General features: G+C 75.9%; 14 protein-coding genes. 11 read left to right on the plus strand and 3 right to left on the minus strand.

The window, feature by feature from the left end; genetic code table 11:
* Positions 1 to 1,141 precede the first annotated feature (1,141 nt).
* The 8 genes from SJY06_RS15295 (at position 1,142) to SJY06_RS15330 (ending at position 20,124) form a co-directional block, all read left to right on the plus strand.
* The gene (locus tag SJY06_RS15295; RefSeq protein WP_380168399.1) at positions 1,142 to 5,485 is read left to right on the plus strand and encodes a hypothetical protein; all 4,344 of its coding nucleotides are present in this window, start codon (positions 1,142 to 1,144) and stop codon (positions 5,483 to 5,485) included.
* Complete coding sequence (locus tag SJY06_RS15300; RefSeq protein WP_380168400.1) at positions 5,482 to 11,253, plus strand: hypothetical protein; 5,772 nt, start codon at positions 5,482 to 5,484, stop codon at positions 11,251 to 11,253. The genes SJY06_RS15295 and SJY06_RS15300 overlap by 4 nt, the downstream gene beginning before the upstream one ends.
* Before the next feature lie 60 nt (positions 11,254 to 11,313).
* Positions 11,314 to 14,007 carry a M36 family metallopeptidase gene (locus tag SJY06_RS15305; RefSeq protein WP_380168401.1) on the plus strand — a complete coding sequence of 898 codons (2,694 nt, stop codon included), beginning with the start codon at positions 11,314 to 11,316 and terminating at the stop codon, positions 14,005 to 14,007.
* Between the two features lie 102 nt (positions 14,008 to 14,109).
* Positions 14,110 to 15,141 carry a LacI family DNA-binding transcriptional regulator gene (locus SJY06_RS15310; RefSeq protein WP_380168402.1) on the plus strand — a complete coding sequence of 344 codons (1,032 nt, stop codon included), beginning with the start codon at positions 14,110 to 14,112 and terminating at the stop codon, positions 15,139 to 15,141.
* A 255-nt stretch (positions 15,142 to 15,396) separates the two neighbouring features.
* Entirely contained in the window at positions 15,397 to 16,656 is a 1,260-nt protein-coding gene (locus SJY06_RS15315) for an ABC transporter substrate-binding protein (RefSeq protein ID WP_380168403.1), read from the plus strand.
* Positions 16,657 to 16,778: 122 nt separating this feature from the next.
* The gene (locus SJY06_RS15320; protein WP_380168404.1) at positions 16,779 to 17,768 is read left to right on the plus strand and encodes a carbohydrate ABC transporter permease; all 990 of its coding nucleotides are present in this window, start codon (positions 16,779 to 16,781) and stop codon (positions 17,766 to 17,768) included.
* Positions 17,765 to 18,661: a carbohydrate ABC transporter permease gene (locus SJY06_RS15325; RefSeq protein WP_380168405.1), complete on the plus strand. Its 897-nt coding sequence runs from the start codon at positions 17,765 to 17,767 to the stop codon at positions 18,659 to 18,661. The genes SJY06_RS15320 and SJY06_RS15325 overlap by 4 nt, the downstream gene beginning before the upstream one ends.
* Positions 18,658 to 20,124: a GH1 family beta-glucosidase gene (locus SJY06_RS15330; RefSeq protein ID WP_380168406.1), complete on the plus strand. Its 1,467-nt coding sequence runs from the start codon at positions 18,658 to 18,660 to the stop codon at positions 20,122 to 20,124. Before SJY06_RS15325 ends, SJY06_RS15330 begins: the two co-directional genes overlap by 4 nt.
* A 48-nt stretch (positions 20,125 to 20,172) precedes the next feature.
* Here the strand turns inward: SJY06_RS15330 and SJY06_RS15335 are convergent, their stop codons facing one another.
* Positions 20,173 to 22,263, minus strand: a complete 2,091-nt coding sequence (locus SJY06_RS15335; protein ID WP_380168407.1) for a methyl-accepting chemotaxis protein — start codon at positions 22,261 to 22,263, stop codon at positions 20,173 to 20,175.
* A gap of 191 nt (positions 22,264 to 22,454) precedes the next feature.
* On the opposite strand from SJY06_RS15335, the gene SJY06_RS15340 reads away from it, so the two are divergent.
* The gene (locus tag SJY06_RS15340; protein ID WP_380168408.1) at positions 22,455 to 22,733 is read left to right on the plus strand and encodes an Lrp/AsnC family transcriptional regulator; all 279 of its coding nucleotides are present in this window, start codon (positions 22,455 to 22,457) and stop codon (positions 22,731 to 22,733) included.
* 51 nt (positions 22,734 to 22,784) lie between these two features.
* On the opposite strand, the gene SJY06_RS15345 is transcribed toward SJY06_RS15340, so the two are convergent.
* Positions 22,785 to 23,585: a helix-turn-helix transcriptional regulator gene (locus SJY06_RS15345; RefSeq protein WP_380168409.1), complete on the minus strand. Its 801-nt coding sequence runs from the start codon at positions 23,583 to 23,585 to the stop codon at positions 22,785 to 22,787.
* A 181-nt stretch (positions 23,586 to 23,766) separates the two neighbouring features.
* On the opposite strand from SJY06_RS15345, the gene SJY06_RS15350 reads away from it, so the two are divergent.
* Positions 23,767 to 24,693, plus strand: coding sequence for an SDR family NAD(P)-dependent oxidoreductase (locus SJY06_RS15350; protein ID WP_380168410.1), 927 nt, complete (start codon positions 23,767 to 23,769; stop codon positions 24,691 to 24,693).
* A gap of 210 nt (positions 24,694 to 24,903) precedes the next feature.
* Here SJY06_RS15350 and SJY06_RS15355 read toward each other — a convergent pair whose 3' ends face one another.
* Entirely contained in the window at positions 24,904 to 25,353 is a 450-nt protein-coding gene (locus SJY06_RS15355) for a winged helix-turn-helix transcriptional regulator (protein ID WP_380168411.1), read from the minus strand.
* A gap of 98 nt (positions 25,354 to 25,451) precedes the next feature.
* Between SJY06_RS15355 and SJY06_RS15360 the strand changes: the two genes are divergently transcribed.
* Entirely contained in the window at positions 25,452 to 26,117 is a 666-nt protein-coding gene (locus SJY06_RS15360; protein ID WP_380168412.1) for a hypothetical protein, read from the plus strand.
* Positions 26,118 to 26,119 lie beyond the last annotated feature (2 nt).

Consider the following 26,119-nt stretch of genomic DNA (forward strand, 5'->3'; position numbering starts at 1 on the left):
GGCGCCGTCGCCGGCCAGGCCTCCGGGCTGCCGGTGGTCAGCGGGCGGGTGCAGGACATCGCGGTCTCCCAGGAGGGGCAGCGGGTGTACCTGGCCACGGCCCAGGGCGGGGTCTGGCGCAGCCTGGACGCCGGGCGCACCTGGGAGCCGATGACCGACGGCCTGGACCTGATGGAGACCGGCGGCGTCACCGTCACGGCGCTGGCCTGCTCCCTGGCGACCGGCGCGGTCGCGCTCGCCGAGGGGGGCGACGTCGGTACCGACCGGCTGTACGTCGGCACCGGCGAGCCGGCGTCGGGCGCGTCGTCGGCCCCCGACCTCTTCGGCGTCGGGATGATCCGCTCGGACGACGGCGGCCGCACCTGGCAGGCCGAGGCGGGCACCCCGTCGTTGGTGGGCACGGGGGTCTACGAGCTCGCGCTGGACCCCGACGACCGCGACCACCTGCTCGTGGCCACCCAGCGCGGGGTGTTCCGCCGCACCAGCGGCACCGCCGGCACGGCCACCCCCTGGCGACGCGAGACCCTGCCGGGCCAGGCCGCCACCGTCCGGGTGACCTCCGTGGTCGTGGGCCGGCTCGCCGGCGCGCTCGCGTTCTGGGCCGGTGTCCAGGGCGGGGCGGTCTTCCAGTGGACGGCGGCCTCGGGCTGGACCGCGCTGCCCGCCCTGCCGGTCGGCGGACCGCCGGGGGCACCGGGCCGGTTCAGCCTGGCGTGCTCGGCGGGCGGGACGCCTGTCCTCTACGCGCTGGCGGCCCGCGCGGCCGACCACCACCTGCACGGCGTCCACCGCTACGACCCGGTGTCCGCCCCGGCGGCGTGGGACACGGTCGCCGGGGCCCCGGCCGCGGTCTTCGGCCCCGACCCGACCAAGCCGGGCCAGGGCTGGTACGACCAGGCGATCGTCGTCGACCCCACCGACGCCACCCGCGTCTACGTGGGCGGGTCCATCGCCATGGTGGGCGGCGAGTGGTCCGCGGGGCTCTACCGCCTGGCGGTGACCCCGGCCGGACCCGGGTTCGCCTGCACGAGCTCGCTGATCGGCGGTGGCGTGCACGGGGACGTCCACGCCGTGGTCATGCGCCCCGGGGTCGCGGACGAGCTTCTGGGTCGGCTGCGACGGCGGCGTCTTCGTCAGCGGGATGCCGCGGGGCAACGGGGACACGCTCTTCGACGCCCGCAACGCCGGGCTGTGCGTGCTGACGCTGACCCGGCTGGCCCACCTGCCGGGCGAGGACTCCTACGCGTTCGCCGGCGCCCAGGACAACGGCGGACTGCGCTACGCCGGCTCGGAGGTGTGGGACCACCAGCTGCCCGGCGACGGCGGCGGCGTGGTGCTGGACTACCAGGCGGGCAACCGGCTCGTGAACGGCTACATCAACGCCACCGTGCGCCGGGCCGCGCTGTCCGGCGCGCGGTACACCTCCACGTCGGTCGACCTGCCCGCCGGCACGGCCACCCTGTTCTACCCGCCGCTGGCGCAGGTGCCACCGCGCTTCGCCCCGGGCGACCTCGTCACGCCGACGAACCCCGGTGACGCGGTCACCATCGCCGTCGGGTCCGACGTGCCCTACGTGAGCACGGTCTTCGGGGGCGCGTGGACGGCGCTGCCCGCGCGCACCCCGGCGCCCCCGGCGGGGGTGCTCGTCAGCAGCCTCGCGTTCGCCGGCCCCAACCTGCTGTGGGCCGGGTGGACCGACGGGCACGTCGCGCGCTACGACCTCACGGGGGCCGGGTGGGCGTGCACGGACGTGCCGAACGCCGGGGAGACCCGGCCGGTGACCGGTATCGCCGTCGACGCCTCGGTGGCCTCGGGCGACGCCGTCCTCGTCACCCTCGGCGGGAGGTCGGGCGGCACCGACCGGGTCTGGCGCGTCTCGGCCCCGCCCGCGGCACCGGTGGTCTGGACGGCGGCCGGCGCCGGCCTGCTGGACGTCCAGCACAACGCCATCGTGGTGGACGCGCAGGATCCCCGGCGGCGCTGGGTGGGCTCCGACCTCGGGGTGTGGCGCTGGGACGACGGCGCCGCCCGGTGGCGGGTGCTGTCCGACGGGCTGCCCGACGCCGCCGTGCTCGACCTCGACCTGCTGGAGAGCCACGACCTGCTGCGGGCGACGACGTACGGCCGCGGCGCGTGGGAGCTCGACGTCTCCGGCGGGCCGCCGCAGCCTGTCCGCCTGTCGCTGCGGGCCAGTGCGGCCGACCGGGGCCGGCCCGGGCGGGCCGGCACCACCGTGCCCGCCACCGCCGCGGCGACACCCCTGGACGCCAGCCCGGACATCCTCGTGGACCCCTCCGCCCTCGACGGTCGGTTCAGCCTCGAGCCGGTCGGACGGCCGAGCCTGGCCGAGCTGCGCACGCTCGCGGGTCGGCGCACGGTCCTGGCGAGCGTCCCGGAGCTGCCGGTGACCACCCGGGTGCACGTCGTGGTGCGCAACCGCGGTGTCCGGGCGAACGACGAGGCGGTGGACGGCGTGCGCGTGGCCCTGCTGGTGGGCCCGGCCGGCGACGACGACGCCACGGCGCCCACGGACCTTCCCGCCGGGTACACCGCCGCACCCCGCGACGGCACGGTGGTGGAGGGCGACGGCTGGCGGGTCGTGGGGTTCCAGAACGTCTCCGGCCTTCGTGCCGGCCGGCCGGCCGTCGCGACCTTCGACCTGTCCAGCACCCAGCTCCCCGTGCTCACCGACGCCGAGACAAAGCGCTTCGTGCTGGTGGCGCTGGTCCACCACGCCGAGGACCCGTTCCCCGACCCCTCGCCGCGGGTCGTCCTCGACCTCGTGAGGGCCGAGCCCCGTGCGGGGGTGCTGCGCGTCACGGCCGTGGCCCCGGGCCGGCGGCCACCGGTGGGCACCGAGACCTCCGGCGCCGGCTCCGGGGACGCCGCGGGTCCGCCGATCGTCTCGGGAAAGGCGGCCCACGCCCCCGGGTCGCTCCTGGTGCCGTTGACCACCGCCCTGCTCGCGCACCAGCGCCTGGGGGACGTCGTCGACCAGCTGACCCGCAAGGTGCGCGCGGGCCGGGTCGTCCTCGACGGCCTGCCGGGCACGACCGCGGTGCGGGCCGGCCCCGTGGAGCGGCGCGTCCTCGCGCTGGCGACGGCCGCCCGGGACGGTCAGCGCGCGGGCCCGGCCGCCGGCGTCCCGCTGCACCTGCCGGGCTCGGACATCGGCCAGTTCACGCTGCTCGGCGCGCTGGGGTTCGAGCTGCCGACGTTCGCCTCGGCCGTCCGCCCGGACGCCGGGTGGATCGCCACCGCGCTGCGCCGCGGCACGCCCGACCCGCACCGCAGCCGGGTCGCCGTGCCGGCCTCGGAGCTGCCCCTCGCCGTCGCGGCGGCCGGGCTCGCCGCGGCGGGGGCCGACGTCGGCACGCGGTCGGCGGTGACCGGCCTGGCGCACGGGATGCTCGCCGCGGCCGCGGCGGGGGTCGCCGTCGGCCCGCAGCTGACCGACCTGCTGGCCCAGCAGACCCGCGCCGACTGGTCGCGTGCAACCCGCTCGGACGGGGCGGTCGCCGTCGACCACCACCTGCGGGCGCGCTTCCTGGACCCCGCGCGGTCGCAGCGACCACCATCCGCCTGGCTGCCGGACGCCCGGTCCGTGCCCGACGCGGTCTGGACCGGCTACCTCGCGGGCATCGAGACCACCTACGGCCTGACCGCCTCCCGCCCGCTCGGCCTGCCGTCGTTCGAGCGGGACTTCAGCGCCGGCCCGGTGCCCGGCCAGGAGCGGCTGCGCACCTCCTACGCCCTGCTGCTGGACGAGCTGCGGGGCGCGGGCTGGCCGGCGATCGCGTGGTTCGGGCTGCTCACCCCGGTGCTGCTGGCACCGTCGGTCGCGATGCTGGCCGCCCGCGAGCTGCCGCACGCCCGCGCCTTCTTCACCGCCGACGCGGACGCCGGCGAGCGCGCCGTCTTCGAGCTGCTGACCACCGGCATGGGCGTGGGGGCCGTGAGCCCGGCGGTGTACTCCACCCTCGCGGCGGCCGTGCTCGGGGGCGAGACCGAGGCGGTGGTGACGTCGGTCCTGTTCGCCCTGGCGCGGACCGGTCTGGTGGCGGGCGGGCTCGGCACCGCCGGCGACGAGACCCAGGACGACCTGACGCGGTGGCTGGCCCTGTTCCTCCCCCTGGCCGGCATGGACGTGTACGCCGCGATCCGGGCGGGGACCGAGTGGAACCGCCACCCGGCCCTGGGCACCGTGCTGCTGCTGCAGACCCTGCCGGCCGTGACCGGCCTGCTCACCCTGGGTGCCACGGGCCTGCTCAAGGCCGCGGGCATCAGCCACGACTGGCCGTTCTGGCTGGCGTGGAGCCTGTTCACCGCGGGCCTGTGGCTCGGGGCCGGCATCCCGCTGTCGATCATGCTGGCCGACGACGGTTCGTGGCGGGCCTGGGTGCTGCACTCCCACCGCCGCCACCCGCTGGCGGACAGCGTGGTGGCCGCCGGCCTGCTGCCGCCCGAGCCGGTGGCGTCCGCCCGGGTGCTGGACGACTCCACGCTGTGGGCGGACCCGGACGCCCCCGCACCGGGCGACCTGGCGGGCATGGCCTACCCCCGGGGGACGTCGCCGCTGGTCCGCGTGTGGTGGCCCGGCCCGGGCGTCCTGACCGTGCGGTACGCCGACGACGTCGTCACGTTGCGCCGCGACGGCGGTGAGGTGACCGTGAGGCTGCCCGCCGGGACCGACGCCTCGGCGCTGGCGCAGCTCCTCGTCGCCGCGCTGCCCGGGGTCCAGGCCGAGGTGGACCAGCCCGGGGCCCCCTCCCCCGCGCTGCCCTGGCCGCAGTCCCTGGACGACCCCGGGGTCGACGGCTCGACGGCGGCCGAGGCCGTGGCGGCGGCCCGCTTCGTCACGGCCGGGTCCACGCGCAGCACCGCGCTGGTGCTGCGGCACTCCCCCCGCGCCGACCTGTCCACCCGCGCCGGTCTCGCGGCCCTCGACCCCGAGGCGTTCCCGGTGGTCCCCACCGCGGGGCTGGGTGACCTCGAGGGCAGCGGGCTGGGAGCCGCGGCCGACCTCGCGGTGCTGCTCAGCCTGGCCGCCGCGCCGTCCCTGGGCACGGTCACGGTCTCCGACGGCCTGCCCGCCCTGGCCGACCCCGCGGTGGGCGAGGTGGTGCAGACCTTCCGCCGGTGGAACCTCGACGAACGGCGGCTGGTGGAGTGGCAGCAGCTGGTCTCCGGCGGCGCCCCGGCCGAGGGCAGCCCGCCCGCGCCCCCGGACCCGCTGTGGCGCACCCCGCCCGCCGCCGGCTACGCGGCCCAGCCCGTGGGCGCCGACCTCGTCACCGCCATGGGCTGGGTCCCGCTGTGGCGCGCGTGGCTGCGCGTGGCGAGCGACCTGCAGGCCGACGCCGCTGCGCCGTTCGCGCTGGCCAGCACCCCGCTCGTGCGCTTCCCCGACGGCGCCGTGCGGCGGCCGACCAACGCCGAGCTCACCGAGGGCGTGCGGTACCTGCTCGACCTGGGGGCGACGTGAGCGAGGAGCGGGACCTGGCGCTGGGGCAGCGCGACGAGGACGGCGAGGACCTCGCCGCCCGCGCGTCGTCCGGGCCCGGCCAGCCGCCCCCGGACGCCGAGCTCGCGTCGTGGGCCCCCTCGCTGCTGCCCGCACGGACCGGGCGGGCAGCCGTCCCCCCGGCGGGCGACCGCGAGGTGCACCGCCCGGCCACCACCGTGGGCAGGCCGGCCTCCGCCCGGCACAACTGGGTGCCGATCGGCCCCCGCAACGTCGCCGGGCGGATGCGGGCGATCGTGTGCGGCGAGGACCCCGCGGGCGCTGACCCGCAGCTGTGGTTCGCCGGCTCGGCAGGCGGCGGGGTGTGGCGCTCCACCGACGGCGGCCGGCGGTGGGAACCGCTGCCGGGCTGGCACCGCCAGAGGAGCCTGTGCGTGGCCGCGATGGCGGTGGCCCCGAGCGACCGACGGTTCGTCTACGCCGCGACCGGCGAGTCCCGCCCGGGCAGCTTCATCGGGATGCGCGGGGTCGGGGTCGTGGTCTCCGAGGACGGCGGGCGGACGTGGACCAACCACGCGGTCGGGGCGGGCCAGAACCCGGTGCACGTCGGCGGGTTCGACGCCGTGGCGGTGCACCCGACGACACCCACCCACGCCTGGGCGGTCGGGCTCGACGGCGCCTTCCGCACCCTGGACGGCGGTCGGACGTGGGACCGCATCTCCCCCGCCCACCACACCGACGCCGTCTTCACCCCGGCGGGTGCCCTGTTCCTGGTCCCCGGCCGCGGCGGCGGGGCCGAGGGCGCCGTCCTGCGCCTGGACGACCCCGGCAACCCGAGCGCCGCCACCGTGACGGCGGCGCTGTCGCACCCCGACGCCCGCTCGGTGGTCCTGGCCGCCCGGGGCCTGCGCCGGGCCTGGCCCAGCGGGGGCAAGCTGGCGATCTCGCCGGGCTCGCCGGCCCGGGCCTACGTGCGCCTGGTCGACGAGGAGGGCCGGCACGCCGGGGTGTTCCGGAGCCTGGACGCCACCGCCGCCCGCGGGAGGGACCTGACCTGGACGCGGCTGCCCGAGCACGCCGACTGGCCGGCCGAGGGCCAGGGCATGTACTGCCTGTGCATCGCCGTGGCCTCCACGGGCGGGCACGACACCGTCGTCACCGGCATGGTGCTGCTGCACGCGGCCACCGACGCCGAGGGCCCGGCGGCCGGCGTGCGGTTCCACCGGGTCATGCACTGGGGGCTGCACTCCGAGGGGCTGCGCGCCCACCACGCCGACAACCACCACCTGACGGTGGCGGGCAACCCCGGCTTCGTCTGGCTGGCCAACGACGGCGGCATAGCGCGGGCCCCGGTGGCCTCCCTCGCCGCGACCGTCGAGCCGGACGGCACGCGCCCCCTGGGCCGGGGTGCCCCGGTGTGGGAGCGACGGGACGCCGGCATCAGCGGCGCCCAGGCCTACGACCTCGAGCAGAGTCCCCACTCCTCCACCGCGCTGGCGGTCGGGCTGCAGGACCACGGCACCTACCTGCGCTCGGGCGGGCTGTCCTGGCGGCCGGTGTTCGGCGGCGACGGCGGCTTCGCGGCGTTCGACCCCGACGACCCCTACCGGCTCGAGATCGGGTTCTACGCCGGGATGTTCTCGCTGCAGTACCCCGGCCTGCTGGACGCGCACTTCCCCGACGACGCCCGCGGGGCCGAGCCGGCGGTCGGTCGCCTTCTGGCCGCGGGGCTGGCCGACGACCCGCCCTTCGTGCCGCCCACCAGCCGGGACGGCCGGGACAGCGGTCGGGCCTTCCACGCCCGCCGGGGCCGTCTCTACAGCCTCAGCACCGCGCGCGGCGAGCTCTTCGTCACCGAGCCCGTCGGCCGCTCGTTCGCGCTGTGGGTCCGTCCCGCCGTGGCGGCGACGGCGGTGCCGGACCCGCCCCGGCCCCTGCGCAGCAGCCAGGCGATGCCGCCCGAGCCGCGGGTCGACGTCGAGGTGGCCGACACCGCCGGTGCCCGGGCGCTCGGCCTGGTGCCGGGGCGGAGCGTGACGTACGAGCACCTCGACGGGCTGGTCACCGACCGGTTGACGCTCTTCAGCCGGCTGGCGGCCCCCTACCGGGTCGGCGACGGCGACGAGGTCCGGATCACCCTGGACGGCACCGTGCACACCGCGCGCTTCACGGCCGCCGACGTCGCCGACCTCGCCGCCGTCACCGTCGGGGAGGTCCTGAGCAGGCTCGGCACGCTCGGCGGCGACCGGCTGGTGCCCGTCGCCTCGCTGTGGAACGTGCCCACCGCCATCACGCTGGTGACGCGCGGCAGCGGCCCCGGCCGGAGCCTGCGGCTGGGCGGCGACGCCCTGGACGCCCTGCCGGACGGGCTGTCCCGGCTGGGGCTGAACCCCGGCGCGTACCCCGGTGACACCGGCCGGCCGGCGTCGGTGATCCTCGCCCACGTCGGGGCGGACGACGCCGCCCGGGAGGTCAACCGCGACTTCTCCGCCGGCGCCGCCACGTTGGAGGTGACGGTCGACGGCGGCACCACACGACGGGTGCGCCTGGACGGCCCGACCTTCCCCGACCGCAGCCGCATCGGCACCGGACGGCTCGCGGCGGCGCTGCGCACCGCGCTCGCGGACGACCCGGTCGACGTCGTCGAGGGACCGCTGGACAGCTGGGTGCAGCTGGTCTCGGAGGCCGGCACGCGCGTGCTGCTGTCCGGCACCCTGGCCGACCACCTGTCGCTGCCCCCCGCCGGGGCGCCGCTGGTCCGGCTCGGCCCCAGGACCCGCGAGTCGGTGCACCTGGGCCGGCAGGTGCGCAACGCGGCCGGCACCCTCGACCTGCGGCCCGCCGCGGCGGCACCGCCGCTGGAGCTCGTCGTCTCCGACGGGACCAACGCCACGCCCCCGATGCCCGTGCGGCCCACGGACGTCGTGAGCCTGCGGGCCGTGACCCCGGAGGAGCTGTGCACGCTGCTGCGCCGCCACCTGGCCGCCAACCCGGCGGTGCGGGTCGGCGCCGACCTGGTCGTCGCACCCACCGAGGGCTGGGCCAAGGAGCCCACGTTCAGCCCGGCCGTGCCGGGGGTGGCCTGGGTCGCCTCCCGCGACGGCGGCCTGCACCGGACCCGGGACGGCGGCGCGCGCTGGGCCGACGTCACCGACCTGCGGATGCGCCTGGCCGACCTGGACGTCGAGGCCGTCGTCGCCCACCCCACCGACCCGTCGACCGCCTACGTCGGGCTCGCGGGCGAGGCCCGGCCGGTGGCGGCGGTCGGATCGGCGACGCCCGCCGAGGTCGCGGGCGGCCAGGCGGCCACGGTGTTCCGCACCGCCGACGGCGGCGCGCACTGGACGGCCCTGGGCCTGCCGGGCGCCGACGGCACGGGCGGGGTCGCCGTCGACGGGCTGGTCCTGGGCGTCAACGCCCTCGTGCTCGACCCCGCCGACGACGCGGTCCTGCTGGCCGCCACCGACGCGGGGGTCTTCCGCAGCCCCGACCGCGGGCTGACCTGGGCGCCCGTGAACGAGGGCCTGCCCAACGCCCCGGTGGTCGACCTCGCGGTCGACCGCGAGCGGCGGTTGCTGCGGGCCTGCCTGTGGAGCCGCGGCGTCTGGGAACGGCGCCTGGACGACGGGCCGCCAGACGACGTCCGGCTCGTCATCAGGGCCACCGAGGCCGACGACGGGCACCGGCCGGCCCGGCGGGCGCCCTCGTTCGGCACCGCCGCCGCCGGCCCGGTCACCCCCGGCTCCCCGGACCTGCGCGTCGTGCGGCGCCGGCCCGCCGCCCTCGGTCCGGACCCCACGGCCGACGAGCACGTGGACGGCGTCCTGGTCGACCTGGCCCTCGACGACGACGAGCTCGTCGCCGGGACCGCGGCCCACGTGGTCGTGCAGGTCTCCAACTACGGGCCCACCCCCGTACCGGTGGGCAGCCCGCCCGCTCCCGCCGAACGGGCACGGGTGGTCCTGCTGCTGGCCGAGGTGGACGCCGGCCCGCCCCTGCTGCCCGGTGACCTGTGGGCGCGGATCCGGGCCGGGACCCTGCCGGCGGGGGCGATGGGGGCCTGGACCGTGCTGGGCGACGGCGCGGTGCCCCGGACGATCGGGCCCGGCGACACCGGGGTCCTGAGCCTGCCCGTGGCGTGGCCGGCCCTGGTGGGGGTGCGCCGGGTGGGCCTGCTGGCGCTGGTGACGGCGCCGGCCGACCCGCTGCTCACGGGCCCGCCGGACGTCGAGACCCTCGTGGCCCGGGAGCGGCGCACGGCCTACCGCGAGCTGCCGGTCACCGGTCTGCCCGCCGACCGCACCCTGCAGCTGCGGACCACCGACGGCCGGGCGTTCTCGCTGGCGGCGCCCCCGGCGGCGGAGGCCCGCACGGCCCACACCGCGCTCGGGTTCGTCGCCGGCGACCTCGGCGGGGCCGGCGTGCTCGTCCGGACGGCGCCCACCGCCGCGGGCGACGAGGTGGCGCTGCCCACGGCGGACCCGGGCCCGGGCCTCGTCGTCCGCTCCGGTACGCCGCAGGCCGCCGCGCTGCTCCTGACCCCCGAGCCCGGCGAGGTGGCCTCGCCCACCGCGGTGACGCCCGGCGGGGTGGCCGGGATCATCTCGGCGCGGGCGCGCGCGGCCGGGGTCCCCGTCGAGGCGACGACGACGGACGTCGGCCTCCGGCTGCGCTGCCGGGGCGGCGTCCTCGTGCGCTGCTCCGGGCCCGCGGCGCCCGTGCTCGGCCTGACCGTGGGTGGTCCGGGGGCGCCGCAGCGGGACTCGGCCACCACCGGGTCCTTCGCCCTGGCGGGCGCGGCGAGCCTGACGCTGACCCTGGTCCTGCCCGCGGGCGGCACGCTCCCGGTACTCGTCGACCTCTCCGCCCCCCGCCTGGGCGGCCGGACCACGGTCCGCGCGCGCGACGTCGTCCGTGCGGTCGTCGAGGACCTGCGGGCCGCCGGTGCCGAGCCGCTGCTGCTGTGCCACACGGTCTCCGCGCTGGTGGTCCTCACCCCCGGGACGACGACGATGACGCTCGGCGGCACCGCCGCCGCCCCGCTGGGGCTCACGCCAGGGACCGGCGACTGGTTCGTCGGGGGCACCACGCCGGTCGACCTGACCGCCGGACCGGTGCTCGACGTCGCCGTCACGCGGCACGTCCTGGTGCGCTTCGACGCCGACCCCTCCCAGATCCCCGACCCGGCCCGCGCCCGGCACGCCGACGTCCGGCGCACCATCACGCGGGCGTGCGCGCTGGCCGACGTGCCCGTGGTGGCCGGCACCCCGACGGTGGACCTGCGCGTCGCGGACTCCACCGCCGGCCCCGGCCGGCACGACCCGGTGCTCGGCGACGCTCACCTCGCCGAGCTGGCGGTGACCACCGCGGCGGTCGCTGCGGCCGGTCGGCCCGGGCTCCTGCAGGTGCGCCCCGCGATTCGGCCCGACCGGCTCGTGGTCGGGGGCCCGAACTTCCTGTACGTGCGGGTGCGCAACCTCGGTACCGCCGACGCCGCCGACACCCAGGTGCGGGTGTTCCACCTGGTGGAGACCGGCGTCACCGTGACCGCCACCCAGGTGGCCGTAACCGCGCCGGGCGCGGCCGCCGTCGCCGGCCCCGGGGTGGCGGTGCCCGAGCTCGGCTGGGCCGCCGCGGGCGTGACGGCTGGCTCGCACCTGCTGCTGGTCGTCGTCGACCGGGTGGCCGCCCCCGTCGCCGTGCCCGCCGCCTTCGCCGACCTCGGGCAGGTGCGCCTGTTCGCCCGCCGCCCCGACGCCGCCCTCCGGCGCATCGACGTGGGGCCCTGACATGACCGACCGCCGGACACCGTCCGGGTGCAGCCCGCACCCACCAGCCAGGGAGTGACCATGCCCAGAGAGATCGACGTGCGACGCGAGCAGGGCCGCCCGGGGCGGGCCGGGGTGCGGGCCGGGGCCGTGGTCCCCGAGCGCCGTGAGGCGCTGCAGACCGCCGCGGAGGAGGCGTCCGCCCGCCTGCCGGGCGACCACGAGGTCCGCGTGGTCAGCTTCGACACCGACTCCGGCGGCGCCGCCGTGCTGGTGTCCGACGACGCGCCCGCGGGCGAGGGGGACTACGTCACCCGGGCGCTGCAGCACGTGCAGGTGGTGGGCGACGCCCTCGGCCTGACCCCCGGGCAGCCCGTGGAGTACGTGGCCGACCCCGGCTACCAGACGACCTCGACCGGAGGGGTGGCCGTCCACCTGCGGCAGCAGCTCAAGGGGGTGCCGGTCTACGACGCCGCCGAGACGGTCCGCTTCGGCACCGACGGCCGCCTCACCGAGGTGGCGGGACGCACCTACCCCGTGGGCGAGGACCTGGCCGTGTCCCCGCGGCTGACCGCGGCCGACGCCCTCGACGCCGCCGCCCGCCACCTCGCCACGGCCGAGGAGACCACGCCGGGAGAGACGCCGGTCGACGCGTTCGGCGAACCCGCGACCGAGCCGGTGCTCGACCTGACGGAGTTCAGCCACCGGCTGGTGACGGTCGCCCAGGACTCACCGGACCTGCCGACCGTCTTCGAGGCCACCGGCCTGGACGGGCCGGTGACGGTCTCGCTCATCTGGTTCCCCCTGGAGGACACCCTGCGCCTCGCCTGGCACCTGCGCGCCCAGGTGGTCGGCGGCCCCGAGTACCGGGTGGTCGTCGACGCCGCCGACGGGCGGACGCTGCTGGCCCGCCGGCTGACCCGCGGCCTCGGCGGCCGGGCCCAGATCGTGCTGGCCGCCGGTGGTCCGCGCACCGCGGTCGTGCTGCCGCTGGCCGCGGACTCGTACGGTCCCCCGCTGCCGCCCGACCTCCCGGACTCCTGGCCGGACCCCTGGCTGGTCGACGACACGACGTCGGGCAGCTGCGTGCGTGCCGTCAACGCGGGCTCCGGTGACGCCACCGTGGCCGGCAGCCGGCAGGGCGAGGAGGTCGTCTTCGCCGCACCGACGCAGGTGGGCTCGGACGACCAGCTCGTCGTCAACCTCTTCGCGTTCTGCTCCGCCATGCACGACGCGCTCTACCTGGTGGGCTTCCGGGAGGCCGACGGCAACTTCCAGCGCGACTCCATGGGCCGCGGGGGTCGCCCGGGCGACGCCGTCCTGGCCAAGGTCCACCCGGGCTCGGTCTGGGGCACCGCCAACATGGGGACGCGCTCGGACGGGCTCGCGCCGCTCATGAACATGGGCCTGGTCACCTCCACCGGCCGGCACACGGCGCTGGACCCCGACGTCGTCTACCACGAGTACGTCCACGGCCTGACGAACCGGCTCGTGGGCGGGCCGATGAACGACACGGCCCTGGACGCCGAGCAGTCCGGTGGCATGGGCGAGGGCTGGAGCGACTACGTCGCGTGCACCCTGCTGGGCAAGACGGTGGTCGGTGACTGGGTGGTCGACCGCTCCGTCGGCATCCGCCGCCAGCCCTACACCGACGACTACGTCGGTACCTACGCCGACGTCGGCACGCCCGACTACAGCCAGGTCCACGACATCGGGGAGCTGTGGTGCGCGGTGCTCATGTCGCTCGGTCGCCGGATCGGCACGTGGGAGTGCCTGCAGGTGGTGGTGGACGCGCTCAAGCTGACGTCGGCCAACCCGAGCCTGCTGGCCGCCCGCGACGCCATCCTGTTCGCCACCCGCCAGCGGGGCCGGGTGCGCGGCGACGACGACGCCGTGGCCGAGGTCGTGCACGCCGCCTGGGAGGTGTTCGCCCGCTACGGCATGGGGCCGGCCGCGCGTACCGACGGCGCCGCGCTCACCGGCATCGTCGCCGACTTCGACCCGCCGCCGCGGCCGTCCACCTCGACCGTGCGCGGGGAGGCCGGCCCGGGGCTGCCGATCCCGGACGACGACGTCGGCGGTGCCGTGTCCACCGTGTCCCTGCCCGAGGCCGGCCCGGTCCGCGGGCTCGTCGTGTCGGTCGACGTCGCGCACACCTACCGAGGGGACCTCGTGGTCACCCTCCAGGCTCCGGACGGGCGCACGGTCGTGCTGCAGGAGCGGACCGGGGGCCGCGAGCAGGACCTGCACGAGACCTGGGACGCGCGTTCCTTCCCGCCCCTGCAGGAGCTGTACGGGCTCGGTTCCGGCGGGTCGTGGTCGCTGCGCGTGGCCGACCACGCGGCGGTGGACGTCGGCACGCTGCGGCGGTGGTCCCTGGAGGCGGAGGTGGGTGAGCGGCGGCCCACGGTGCACGCGGTGGCCGCCCCGGGCCTGACGATCCCCGACGACGACAAGGCCGGCGTCCGCGTACCGCTGGTCGTCCGGGCCGAGGGCACCGTCAGCGACGTGGTGCTGTCGGTGGACATCACGCACACCCACGTCGGCGACCTGATCGTCGCCCTGCGCGCCCCCACCGGCAAGCGGCTGACGGTGCACCGGCGCCGCGGCGGCGACGCCGACAACCTCATCGCGAGCTACGGCAGCGGTCCCGATCAGCCCCTCGAGCCGTTCGTCGGGCTCGGCGCGGCCGGCACCTGGACCCTGGAGGTCTCCGACCGGGAGGGCCGCGACCTGGGCAAGCTCAACCGCGGGAGCCTCACCCTCGGCCTTTGACGACGGCGCGCAGCCGGTGGCCGCCGCCGGCGGGAACGGCCGCGCCCTAGTCTGAGCGGCCTCCGCCGCACCGGGCGGTCCTGGACAGGAGGGTGGACCGCGATGGTCGGGTCAGGTGGTCGCGTCCCGGCGACGCTGGAGTCCGTCGCCGCCGCTGCCGGCGTGTCCCGGGCCACCGCCAGCCGGGTCCTGACGGGCTCGCCGCGGGTGAGCGAGGACGCCCGGGCCAAGGTGCTGGCGGCGGCGAGCCGCCTGGCCTACGTGCCCAACGCCGCCGCCCGCAGCCTGGTCACCCGGCGCAGCGACACCGTGGCGTTCGTGGTGTGCGAGCCCGAGGACAAGTTCTTCTCCGACCCGTTCTTCTCGACCGTCCTCAAGGGCGCGCACCGGGTGGTCGCCGCGCACGGGCTGCAGCTGGTGTTCGTCCTGGTGGCCACCGACCCCGACCGCGACCAGCTGGAGCGGTTCGCCGCCGGCGGCCACCTCGACGCGGCCATGTTCGTGTCGCTGCACCACGGTGAGAGCATGCCCGCCCGGTTGCACGCGCTCGGCCTGCCCGTTGTGATGGCCGGCCGCTCGCACGATCCCGCCGCCGCCGGGCTGCCCGTGGTCGACGTCGACAACGCCGACGGTGCCGCCGCCGCCACGCGCCGGCTGGTGGAGCGCGGCTGCGCCCGGGTCGCGACCATCAGCGGCCCGGCCGACATGACCGGGTCGATGGACCGTCTCGCCGGCTGGCGGCAGGCGTTGACCGAGGCCGGCCGCGAGCCGGGCGACGACGACGTCGTGACCGGCGACTACACGGTCGAGAGCGGCCACCGCGGCATGCTCGCCCTGCTGGACCTCCGGCCCCGCGTGGACGGCGTGTTCGTCGCCAACGACCTGATGGCGGCGGGGGCGCTGCGGGCCGTCGCGGACCGGGGCCTGTCGGTGCCGGACGACGTCGCCGTCGTGGGCTTCGACGACGTCCCGATCGCGCAGGCCACCCAGCCGCCGCTCACCACGGTCCACCAGCCGATCGAGGAGCTGGGCCGCAGCATGGCGCAGTCGCTGGTCACGGCCCTGGTGGGGGGCGAGCCGTCGCCGCTGCACGTCCGGCTGCGCACCCACCTCGTGGTGCGTTCGTCCGCCTGAGGCGCACCGGGTGCGGCCACCCGCGCGCCGGCCGGCTGATCATGGGAACGCTCCCACGAATCTGACCCAGCCCCTTGACACCGTCGGAGGCGACGGTGGACTGTCGTCCCCGAGCGCATGGGAGCGCTCTCACACCTGCGCACGACAGTGGCGCCGGACCTCCAGGGGTTGCCTCGACGACGAGGCGGAAGGACTGATCACATGATGTCTGGTCGAGCACGCACGGCCATCGCGACGGTCGCGGCAGGAGCCCTCGTGGCTCTCGCGGGCTGCGGGAGCGGGGAGGCCACGGCCGCGGCCGAGGGCGGCGAGAGCGGCGGCACCGGGTCCACGGAGCTGACCGTCAGCCTCTTCGGCACCTTCGGCATGGACGAGGCCGGCCTCTTCGACCAGTACGAGGAGGAGAACCCCGGGGTCACGATCTCCTACGAGACGACCCAGGGCGAGGACACCTACTGGCCCGCGCTGCTGACCAAGCTCAACGCGGGCAGCGGCGCCGCGGACATCCAGGGCATCGAGGTGGCCCGGATCCGCACCGCCACGACCGACCTCGCCGACAAGTGGGTCGACCTCACGCAGACCGAGGCGGCCGACCAGCTGGGCGACTACGCGCAGTTCAAGCAGGACGCCGCCACCACCGAGGACGGCGCCGTCATCGGGCTCGGCACCGACATCGGCCCGACCGGCATCTGCTACCGCACCGACCTGCTCGAAGAGGCCGGCCTGCCGACCGACCCGGCCGAGCTGGCAGCGGCGATGGGCTCGTGGGAGGACTACCTCGCCCTGGGCGAGGAGTACAAGGCCGCGGCGCCCGAGGGCAGCGCCTGGACCGACTCCGCGGGCGGGCTCTACAACGCGATCATCTCCACCGAGACGGAGATCTACTACGACGAGGCGGGCGAGCTCGTCTACGACTCCAACCCCGCCGTGCGCGAGGCCTTCGACCTGGCCGCCACCGCGGCGGACAGCGACCTCACCGCCAAGTTCGCGCAGTTCGAGGACCCGGAGTGGAACCCGGGCTTCGGCAACGGCGCGTTCGCGACCATCGCCTGCCCCTCGTGGATGCTCGGCTACATCAAGGGCCAGGCCGGCGAGGAGGGCAGCGGCAAGTGGGGTGTGACCTCCCTGCCCGGTGGCGCGGCCGGCAACTGGGGCGGTGCCTACCTCGGGGTGCCCGCGAGCTCGGAGAACCAGGAGGAGGCGGTCAAGCTCGCCATGTGGCTGACCGCCCCCGAGCAGCAGGAGAAGGTGTTCGCCGCCGGCGGCAACTTCCCGTCGAACACCACGGCGATCGACGCGGTGGCGGACACCACGGACGAGTACTTCAGCGACGCCCCGATCGGGCAGGTCTTCGGTGACATCGCCAAGGCCGCACCGACCCAGATCCTCGGGCCGGACGACGGCGTGCTCAAGAACGAGATCACCAACGCGCTGCTGACCGTCGAGGTCAACGACATCGACCCCGACGAGGCGTGGACGTCGGCCCAGCGGGCCATCGACAACCAGCTCGGCTGAGACCGGGGTGGGCGGGCGCGCCCTTCCGCGCCCGCCCACCTCCCGAGCCCGTCCACCCGTCCGAGCCCGTCAGCGGCACCCGCGCGACCAGGTCGCCGGGCGTCCCGACCGAGGAGGCCGTCATGGCTGTCCAGACCCGTCCGCCGGCCAGCACCGACGACGCCCCCACCGCGCGCGCCCGCCCGTCCGCACCGCCCGTCGGGTGGCGCAGCCGGATCTTCCGCTTCGAGGCGAAGGCCGCGCCGTACCTCTACATCTCGCCGTTCTTCCTGCTGTTCTTCGCCTTCGGGCTGTTCCCCCTGGTCTGGACGGCGTGGATCAGCCTCAACGACTTCGAGCTCGGCTCCCCCATGGTGTTCGTCGGGTTGGACAACTACCGGTGGCTGTTCGACAGCCCGGAGTTCTACAACTCGCTGTGGCGCACCATCACCATCGGCATCCTGGCCACGGTCCCGCAGCTGATGCTCGCGCTCGGCCTGGCCCACCTGCTCAACTACCAGATGGTGGTCCGGAACTTCTTCCGGATCAGCATGCTGATGCCGTACGCGACCTCCGTCGCCGCGTCCACGCTGGTGTTCGCCCAGCTGTTCGGCCGCGACAACGGGTTCGTCAACTGGGTGCTGTCGTGGGTCGGCATCGACGCCGTCGACTGGCGCAACGGCGACCTGACCGCGCAGATCGCGATCGCCGTCATCGTCACCTGGCGCTGGACCGGCTACAACGCGCTGATCTACCTGGCCGGGATGCAGTCCATCTCCCAGGACCTGTACGAGGCGGCCTCGCTCGACGGCGCCAGCAAGTGGCAGCAGTTCCTGCACGTCACGCTGCCGGGCCTGCGCCCGACGATCCTGTTCACGATCGTCGTGTCGACCATCGGCGCCACCCAGCTGTTCGGCGAGCCGCTGCTGTTCGGCAACGGCCAGGCCGACGGCGGGGCGCTCGGGCAGTACCAGACGCTCGGGCTGTTCATGTACCAGCAGGGCTGGGACTACTTCCAGCTCGGCCGCGCGGCCACCATCGCCTGGGTCACCTTCGTCCTGGTGGTCGCGCTCGTCCTGCTCAACACCGGGATCGCCCGCTGGCGCACCCGCGACCGGAAGGCCACCCGATGACCGCGACGACCGTCCGCGACGCGGCGGCGGTGAGCCCGCTGGCCGACCGGCCCCGACGTCGGCGACGCCGCCGCAGCGGCGACCACGCCGGTCCCGTGGCCTACGTCCTGCTGGTGGTGACGGCGTTCCTGTTCCTCGCGCCGTTCTACTACATGGTCGTCGCCGCCAGCCGGCCGATGTCGGAGATGAACCAGTTCCCGCCGCCGCTCACCCCGGGCAACGGGCTGTGGCGCAACATCCTCAGCGCCTGGGACGCCCAGCCGCTCGGCCTGGCGATCTGGAACTCGCTGCTGGTGTCCGGCGTCATCACCGTGACCACCGTGCTGCTGTGCACCCTGTCCGGGTACGCGTTCGCCAAGCAGCACTTCACCGGCAAGAAGCAGCTGTTCGCCATCACGGTCGGCACGATGATGATCCCGCCGACGCTCGGCATCGTCCCGCTCTACCAGGTGATGGCCGCGCTCGACCTGACCGGCAAGCTGTCCGCCGTCGTGCTGCCCTCGCTGGTCACCGCGTTCGGCGTGTTCTTCATGCGCCAGTACCTGATCCAGTCCCTGCCCGACGAGCTCATCGAGGCCGCGCGGGTGGACGGGGCCACGTCGTTGCGGACGGTGTGGAGCATCGTGCTGCCGATCGCCCGACCGGGCATGGCCGTGCTGGCGATGCTGACGTTCATGGCCGCGTGGAACGACTTCTTCTGGCCGGTGATCGCGCTGGTCTCGTCCAACCCCACCGTGCAGGTGGCGCTGAAGAACCTAGGGAGCGGGTACGTGCCTGACCAGGCCATCATCATGGCGGGGACCCTCGTGGGGACCCTGCCCGTCGTCGTCGTGTTCGTGCTGCTCGGCCGCCAGATCGTCAGCGGCATCATGTCCGGGGCGGTGAAGGGGTGACCGCCGTCGAGGCCCGCCCCGCGCAGACGGAGCCGGCCGGCTCCCCCGCCGGGCTCCGCTTCCCGCCCGGGTTCGTCTGGGGTGCGGCCACCGCGGCGTACCAGATCGAGGGCGCGCACGACGAGGACGGCCGGGCGCCGTCGATCTGGGACACGTTCTCCCGCACGCCCGGCAAGGTGTTCGACGGCCACACCGGGGACGTCGCCGACGACCACTACCACCGCTACGTCGACGACGTGGCCCTGATGCGCCGGCTCGGCCTCGGCTCGTACCGCTTCTCGGTCGCCTGGCCCCGGATCACCCCCGGGGTGACCCCCGACTCGCTCGGTCCGGTCAACCGGGCCGGGCTGGGCTTCTACGACCGGCTGGTCGACGAGCTGCTCGCGGCGGGCATCACGCCGGCGGCCACGCTGTACCACTGGGACCTGCCCCAGGCGCTGGAGGACGGCGGCGGCTGGACCGACCGGCGGACCGCCGAACGGTTCGGCGAGTACGCCGCCGTGGTGGCGCAGCACCTGGGCGACCGGCTGAGCACGGTCATCACGCTCAACGAGCCGTGGTGCTCGGCCTACCTCGGCTACGCCAGCGGCGTGCACGCACCGGGCCGGACCGAGCCCGCGGCCGCGCTGGCCGCGGTGCACCACCTGAACCTGGCCCACGGCCTGGCGGCCCTGGCCGTGCGCGAGCACGCCCCCGACCTGCCGGTGGCCATCACCCTCAACCTGGCCTGGGTGCGCCCGGAGGACCCGGACGACCCGGCCGACCTCGACGCCGCCCGGCGCGTGGACGGCCTGCAGAACCGGGTGTTCCTCGACCCGGTGCTGCACGGGCGCTACCCGGCCGACGTGCTGGCCGACACCGCCCACGTCACCGACTGGTCGTTCGTGCGCGACGGCGACCTGGCCGTGGTGCACCAGCCGCTGGACGCCCTCGGGCTCAACTACTACTCCCCCACCGTGGTCCGGGCCTGGGACGGCGTGGGGGTGCGCGTCGAGGCCGACGGCCACGGCAGCAGCGCGTCCAGCCCGTGGGTGGGCAGCGGTGACCTGGAGTTCCCGGAGCCGGTCGGCCCGTTGACCGCGATGGGCTGGCCCGTGGACGCCGACGGCCTGCACCAGCTGCTCGTGCGGCTGCACACCGAGGCCCCCGGCGTTCCGCTGCACGTCACCGAGAACGGCGCCGCCTATCCCGACGTGCTCACCGCCGACGGGGCCGTGCACGACGACGACCGGATCGGCTACGTCGACGGGCACCTGCGCGCCGTGCACCGGGCCATCACCGACGGCGCGGACGTCCGCGGGTACTACCTGTGGTCGCTGCTGGACAACTTCGAGTGGGGCTACGGGTTCTCCAAGCGGTTCGGCATCGTCCACGTCGACTACGACACCCAGACGCGCACCCCCAAGGACAGCGCGCTCTGGTACGCCGAGGTCATCCGCCGCAACGGGCTGCCCGGGGCGTGAGCACCCGCCGACGACTGCCGGGGCGTGTGGGCCGGCCGACCGGGGGCGTCAGGAGGTGACGCAGGTCTCCAGCCCGCGGAGCACCTTGTCGAGACGGGCGGAGGCCTCCGGCGACAGGGCGACGAACTCGACCCCGAGCTCGAGGCCGTCCCCGTGGGGCTCGACCCGGACGACGTGCCCGGGCAGGACGGTCTCCCGGCCGTCCAGGACGGTCTGCACCTCGATCGGGGTGCCGGCCCCGACCCGGAGCGCGCGCGGCGTCACCACGCGGGTGCCGCCGGCCCCCAGGTCGGCGTGGCGGACGGTCATGCGGTCGGCCCCGAGCACGAGGACGGCGTCGACGACGAACGGGAACCGCTCGGTGCGGCGACGCTCGAGCTGGGCGGCGATGTCGCTCATGTCCTCGATGCGCCGCATGGTGCTGCTCATCGCCCGGTCGAGCGCCTCGACCACCTCGAGCTGACCGGCCGCGACCCGTCGCAGCGCCTCGGACGCCTCGTCGATGCCGCTGATGCCGGCGCTCATGCTCGTGATGCTGGTCGACACCGCACGGGCGTTGTTCTCGACCTCGGCGACGGTGGTGGCGATCTGCTCGGTCGAGCCCGCGGTCGCGGTGGCCAGCGCCTTGACCTCCTCGGCCACGACGGTGAAGCCGCGACCCGCCTCGCCCGCCCGGGCGGCCTCGATGGTCGCGTTGAGCGCGAGCAGCTTCGTCTGCCCGGCCACCCCCGCGATCGTGGCGGCCATGCCGGTGATGGACCGCAGCGACGAGGTGAGGGCCCCGACCACCTCGTCGGCCGCCCGGGCCTGGTCGACGACGCCCCGGGTGACGGCGTCGGCGGCGACGACGCGCTGGTCGATGGTCCCGGCGGCCGCCCGGACCGCGGCGACCTGCTGGACCACGTCGTTCAGCTCCTGGATGATCTCCCGCGACGCGGTGGTGATGACGGTCTGGGCCCGTTCGCGCGACTGCTTCTCGGCGGTCCTGGTGTGGATGAAGGTGGCCCGGATCTGCTCCTCCCGCTCCGCCGCCGCCGCGGCCAGGTCCGCCTGCTGGTGCGCGAGCTGCTCCCGGGCGCCGGCGACCGCGGTCCCGATGTCGCCGAACTCGTCCTTGCCGCCGGGCAGGGGCCTGGGCGTGAGGTCGCCGGAGGACAACGACGTCACGCCCGTGAGCACCAGCGCGACGTCGCTGCGGGTGCGCCACCAGACGGCCGCGGCCAGCCAGACCGCCACGAGCAGCCCGCCGAGCGAGACCAGCAGGGTGCGGGTCCGTCCCGCCTCCAGCCGGTCGATCCGGGCGCTCAGCAGGTCGTCGAGCACCTGCGTCGCGGACCCGGTCGCCGCGGCGGCCAGGTCGGCCAGCTGCTCGGGGTCGGCGGCGGCGGGCGAGTCCAGCGTCGTCGACAGCGTCGTCGACAGCGACGTCCCGAGGCGGCCGGCCTCCTCGGCCGCGAGCGTCATGTCGTCCAGCGGCGCGAGGCCGGCCGGGTCGGCGGCGGTGCTCTCGCGAGCGGTCGTCACGTCACCGGCCAGGGAGGCCCCGGCGCCGGACAGCGTGCCGGCCAGCACGGCCTGACGGGCGATGACGTCGGCGTCGGCCCCGGGGTCGGGGGCCGCGGCCTGCGCGGCGGCGACCAGGGCGCGAGGCAGCTGCACGACCAGGGAGTCCATGACGTAGAACGAGTCGAGGTCGGGGTCGAGGATCAGGTTCGAGCTGTTGCCCACCTCGGTGACGAGGGCCGCGACGGCCTCGGCCGTGTCGGCGCGACCCGCGGGGGTGCCGGCCTCGGGCGCCTGGACGAGCTCCTCGACGGCCACGAGCTGGTCGTCGACCCCGAGCCCGGGGTTCGCGGCGACCGCGGCGGCCAGGTCGACGGTGGACGGGTCCCGACCGGCGACGACGTCGGCGAGCACCAGCAGGGCCGGTTCCACGACCCTGACGCCGCTGCGCTCCTGCTCGGCGAACGACGCCTGGGCACCGACCGTCCGCGCGAAGGCGGAGGCGGACACCACTCCCGGGACCAGCAGGACGAGCACGAGCGCGACGAGCCGGGTGCTGGTGCGGAAGCGGTCGGTGACGGCCAGCGCAGGGCGCAGCGGACGTGGCGGCCGGGGCAGCGCACGGTCATCGGTCACGGGGCGGCTCCCGCCGGGTAGTCGGTTCTGCGGCACGTGGCGGGCGGAGCCCGCACCGACGACATCGGCACGAACGGTGGGGTACGCGCACGGACGTGGGCCGACGTCACCCGCCCGGGTCAGGCCCGGCGATCCGGTCGGCCCCGCTCGGGCCCGGACCGTCGGGGGCACCTCGTGGCACCATCGCTGTCGTGCTGACCGCCATCGTGCTGATCAAGACGACCACCGACCGCATCCCCGAGGTGGCGCAGGAGATCGCCGCGATCCCGGGGATCAGCGAGGTGTACTCCGTGACCGGTGACAGCAACCTCGTCGCCCTCGTACGGGTGCGCGAGCACGACGAGCTCGCCGACGTCATCGCCGACCGGCTGGCCAAGGTGGCGGGCGTCGTGGAGACCAACACCAAGATCACCTTCCGCGCGTACAGCCGCCACGACCTCGACGCCGCGTTCGCCATCGGCCTCGACTAGGTCGGGCGATCGGCCTCACGAGCGGGCCACGGCGCGAGAGGGCAGCAGCGGCTACGGCCCGGTCGTGCGCTCGGTGTAGAGCATGAACCAGTGGTCCCGCTCCGGGTCGTGGAGCATCTCGGTGTCCAGGTCGAGCCAGCCCCTCGACGGGTGTCGCACCCGCTTGAACGCGGACCGCCACACGCCGACCTCGCCGCTGTCCCAGCGTTGCTGGAACGCCGGGCTGCGCCCCAGCAGGTCCTCGAGCAGCCCCCGCAGGTAGGGGTCGTCGGGGTAGCGGGTCAGCGCGCCGCGCAGCTCGGCGGCGGCCACCCGCAGCAGCTGCTGCGTGCCGGCCTCGTCGAGGCTGTCGGTGAGCGCAGGGGACGTGAACGTCCGGTGGACGATGTTGCGGCCGTACGGCCCGGGCTCGGTCAGCGGACCGAACAGCTCCACGGCGGACGGGTTGGCAGCGACCACGTCGAGCCGGCCGTCGTGCACGGTCACCGGGATCACCGGGTCGAGGTGCGCCATCAGCCGCAGCAGCCCCGGCCGGACGGTGCGGGACGGCTCGGCCGGCTCGGGCGGCAGCTCGCCGGCGAGCCGGAACAGGTGGCCACGCTCGGCGTCGTCGAGGTCGAACGAACGGGCCAGCGCGGCCAGCACGTCGCGGGACGGACGCGGTGCCCGCCCCTGCTCGAGGCGCGTGTAGTACTCCACGGAGACCGACGCCAGCTCGGCCAGCTCCTGGCGTCGCAGCCCCGGGACCCGTCGACGGGAGGCCCGCGGACCGGCCGAGCCCCCGGACGGCGACATCATGGCCCGCCGCCGTCGGAGGAAGTCCCCGAGGTCCGGTCGTCCTGCGTCCTGCACGGCCCGAGTCTGCCCGCCCCGGCGTCCGGCGGGGTACCGCGAGGCTGGCCCTGCCGGTACCGGTCTCGTCGCGGCCTTCCTCCGGCGTCGCCCGCTCCCCATCGTGGTCTCGACGGCCTCTCGGATCGACCCGATCGCGTAGGCACGGACCGTCGGCGACGCACCTCGGAGGAACATCCCCATGACCGCACCGACCCGCACGATCGTCATGACCGGCGCCACCCGCGGCATCGGGCTGGAGGCCGCGCAGGACCTGCTGCGCCGCAGCCCCGACGCCCACCTGGTCGTCCTCGCCCGGGCTGCCTCGGCCGCGCAGGTGCTGCCCCGGTTGCTCGCGGTCTCCCCGCACGTGACCGCGGTCGACGTCGACCTGGCGAGCACCGCCGGCACCCTCGACGCCGCCGCACAGGTGGAGGACCTGCTCGACGCCGGCCGGCTGCCACCGATGCGCGGCCTGGTGCTGAACGCCGGGGTCCACCTGGACAGCGCCGCGCACGCCACGGCCGACGGCTACGAGAAGACCTTCGCGGTCAACGTACTGGCCAACCACCTGCTGCTGCGCCGCCTGCACCCCCACCTGAGGACGACGCCCGCCCGTGTCGTGGTCACCGTCTCTGACGCCCACTTCGGCGACCTCCGTCACACCGGCGGCATCTTCCCGCCCATCCGCTGGAGCACGCCGGAGCGGCTGTCGGAGCCCGGCGCGCACCCGCGGCCGACGACCGGGCGGGCCGGGCGGGCCGCGTACGCCACGAGCAAGCTCGCCGCCGTCTACCTGGTCCACGAGTGGGCCCGCAGGCTCCCCGAGGGGGTCGACGTCGTCGCCTACAACCCCAGCCTGGTCATCGGCACCGGGTTGGCCCGTGACGCCGGCGGCGCGTCCGGCTGGCTGATGGAGCACGTCGTGCCGGCGCTGGCGCTCACGCCGCTCGCGGACACCCCACCGGTCGCGGGCCGGCGGCTCGCCGACACCGTCCTCGGCACGACCAGGGCCGCCACCGGTTCCTACGTCCACCGCAGCCGGGTCGCCCCGTCCTCGGACGAGTCGTACGACGTCGACCGCGAAGCAGCGCTGTGGACCTGGCTGGAGCAGGCCGCCGGGGCGTGACTCACGACTCGCCGTGAGCGCAGGCCCGGATCGGCGGAACCAGGAGGTCGGGCGACCAGCCGGTCGGCCCGGATCAGCTGCCGGGTACGGGTGCCTCCGCCGGGTCGGCCCGGCGCTCGCACGACCTCGGCCACCTGACCTACCCGACGCCCTCTGGTCGGTCGGGCCGGGCCGCCTGACCGGGCGCCCTCGGCGGGACCCGCCTGCCCATCACTGCCCGGGCGCACCGGGCCCGGTCGGGGCGTGCATCCCCTCGGCCGCCGGACGGCCGCAGACCCGGCACAGCAGCACCGGCTCCAGGTCGTGCTCCGGGTTCTCGGCCCCTCCGTGCGACCACACGACCGGGGGCTCCTCCGACAGGTGCCGGTCACCGAAGGCCATGAGCAGGAGCAGCACCTCGCTGGCCTCCCGCCCGAGCCCGGTCAGGTGGTACTCCGAGCGCGGCGGCCGCTCGCTGTACGGGCGCCGCAGGACGAGCCCCGAGTCCTCCAGGGTGCGCAGGCGCTTGGTGAGGACGTCCCGCGGCGCCCCCGTGGCCCGGGCGATGCCGTCGAAGCGGTGCACGCCGAAGGTCAGCTCCCGCAGCACCAGGAGCGTCCACCGCTCACCGAGGACGTCCAGGCTGCGGGCGATCGAGCAGGGGCGGGGCGACAGGCTCACGCCAGCAGGGTACGCGAGTCGGTTGACAATCCAAACTCTCCATGCCTACCGTCATGTCAGTTGGACTTTCCAACTCACTTCGAGAGCGAGGACCCGCCATGACCACGACACCGGACCGCCACACCGCCCGCCCCGCCCCCGACCGGACGGGACGGCGGCTCGCGGACCTGTCCCCCACGCAGCGCGCCGTCCTGGCCAGGTGGGGCGTGGTCGTCGTGGTCTGGGGCGTGGTCGTCGCCGCCCTGTCGACCGCCGGCCTGCTGAGCAGGGTCCCGCTGCTCGTCCTGCCGACGCTGATCGCGGTCGGCATCGCCGTCCCGCTGCTCGTGGTCCGACGGTCACCCGTGCAGCGCAGCGTCGTGCGGGACCTCGACCTCGCCCACCTCACGCTGTTCAACGTCTGGCGGGTGCTCGCGGCCCTGGCGTTCTTCGCCGTGGGCGCCCAGGGCCTGCTGCCCGCCCGGTTCGTGACCAACGCCGCCTGGGGGGACCTCGTCGCGGGCGTCCTGGCCGGAGTGGTCGTCGTCGCGGGGACCAGGCTCGCCGGGCGGGGCCGTGTGCGGGCCTACACGGCCTTCCACGTCTTCAGCTTCGGCGACTTCGTCGTCGCCGTCGGCACCGGGCTCACCTTCACCCTGCTCGGCGACCCGCTCATGCGCACCCTGCTGGACACGCCGATGGCCCTCATCCCCCTCTGGGGGGTCCCGATCACCGGCGCGATCAGCCTGCTGGCGCTGCACCGGCTCCTGACCGCCCGGGCCTGAGG

Source organism: Jannaschia sp. R86511 (assembly GCF_042466345.1).
Taxonomy (GTDB): Bacteria; Actinomycetota; Actinomycetes; order Actinomycetales; family JBBAYJ01; genus Aquipuribacter.

Excerpts from the sequence above, each read along its gene's own strand:
- SJY06_RS15295 (WP_380168399.1), top strand. The coding sequence starts at position 1,142 with ATGCCGCGGGGCAACGGGGACACGCTCTTCGACGCCCGCAACGCCGGG.
- SJY06_RS15305 (WP_380168401.1), top strand. The coding sequence starts at position 11,314 with ATGCCCAGAGAGATCGACGTGCGACGCGAGCAGGGCCGCCCGGGGCGG.
- SJY06_RS15310 (WP_380168402.1), top strand. The coding sequence starts at position 14,110 with ATGGTCGGGTCAGGTGGTCGCGTCCCGGCGACGCTGGAGTCCGTCGCC.
- SJY06_RS15320 (WP_380168404.1), top strand. The coding sequence starts at position 16,779 with ATGGCTGTCCAGACCCGTCCGCCGGCCAGCACCGACGACGCCCCCACC.
- SJY06_RS15325 (WP_380168405.1), top strand. The coding sequence starts at position 17,765 with ATGACCGCGACGACCGTCCGCGACGCGGCGGCGGTGAGCCCGCTGGCC.
- SJY06_RS15350 (WP_380168410.1), top strand. The coding sequence starts at position 23,767 with ATGACCGCACCGACCCGCACGATCGTCATGACCGGCGCCACCCGCGGC.
- SJY06_RS15360 (WP_380168412.1), top strand. The coding sequence starts at position 25,452 with ATGACCACGACACCGGACCGCCACACCGCCCGCCCCGCCCCCGACCGG.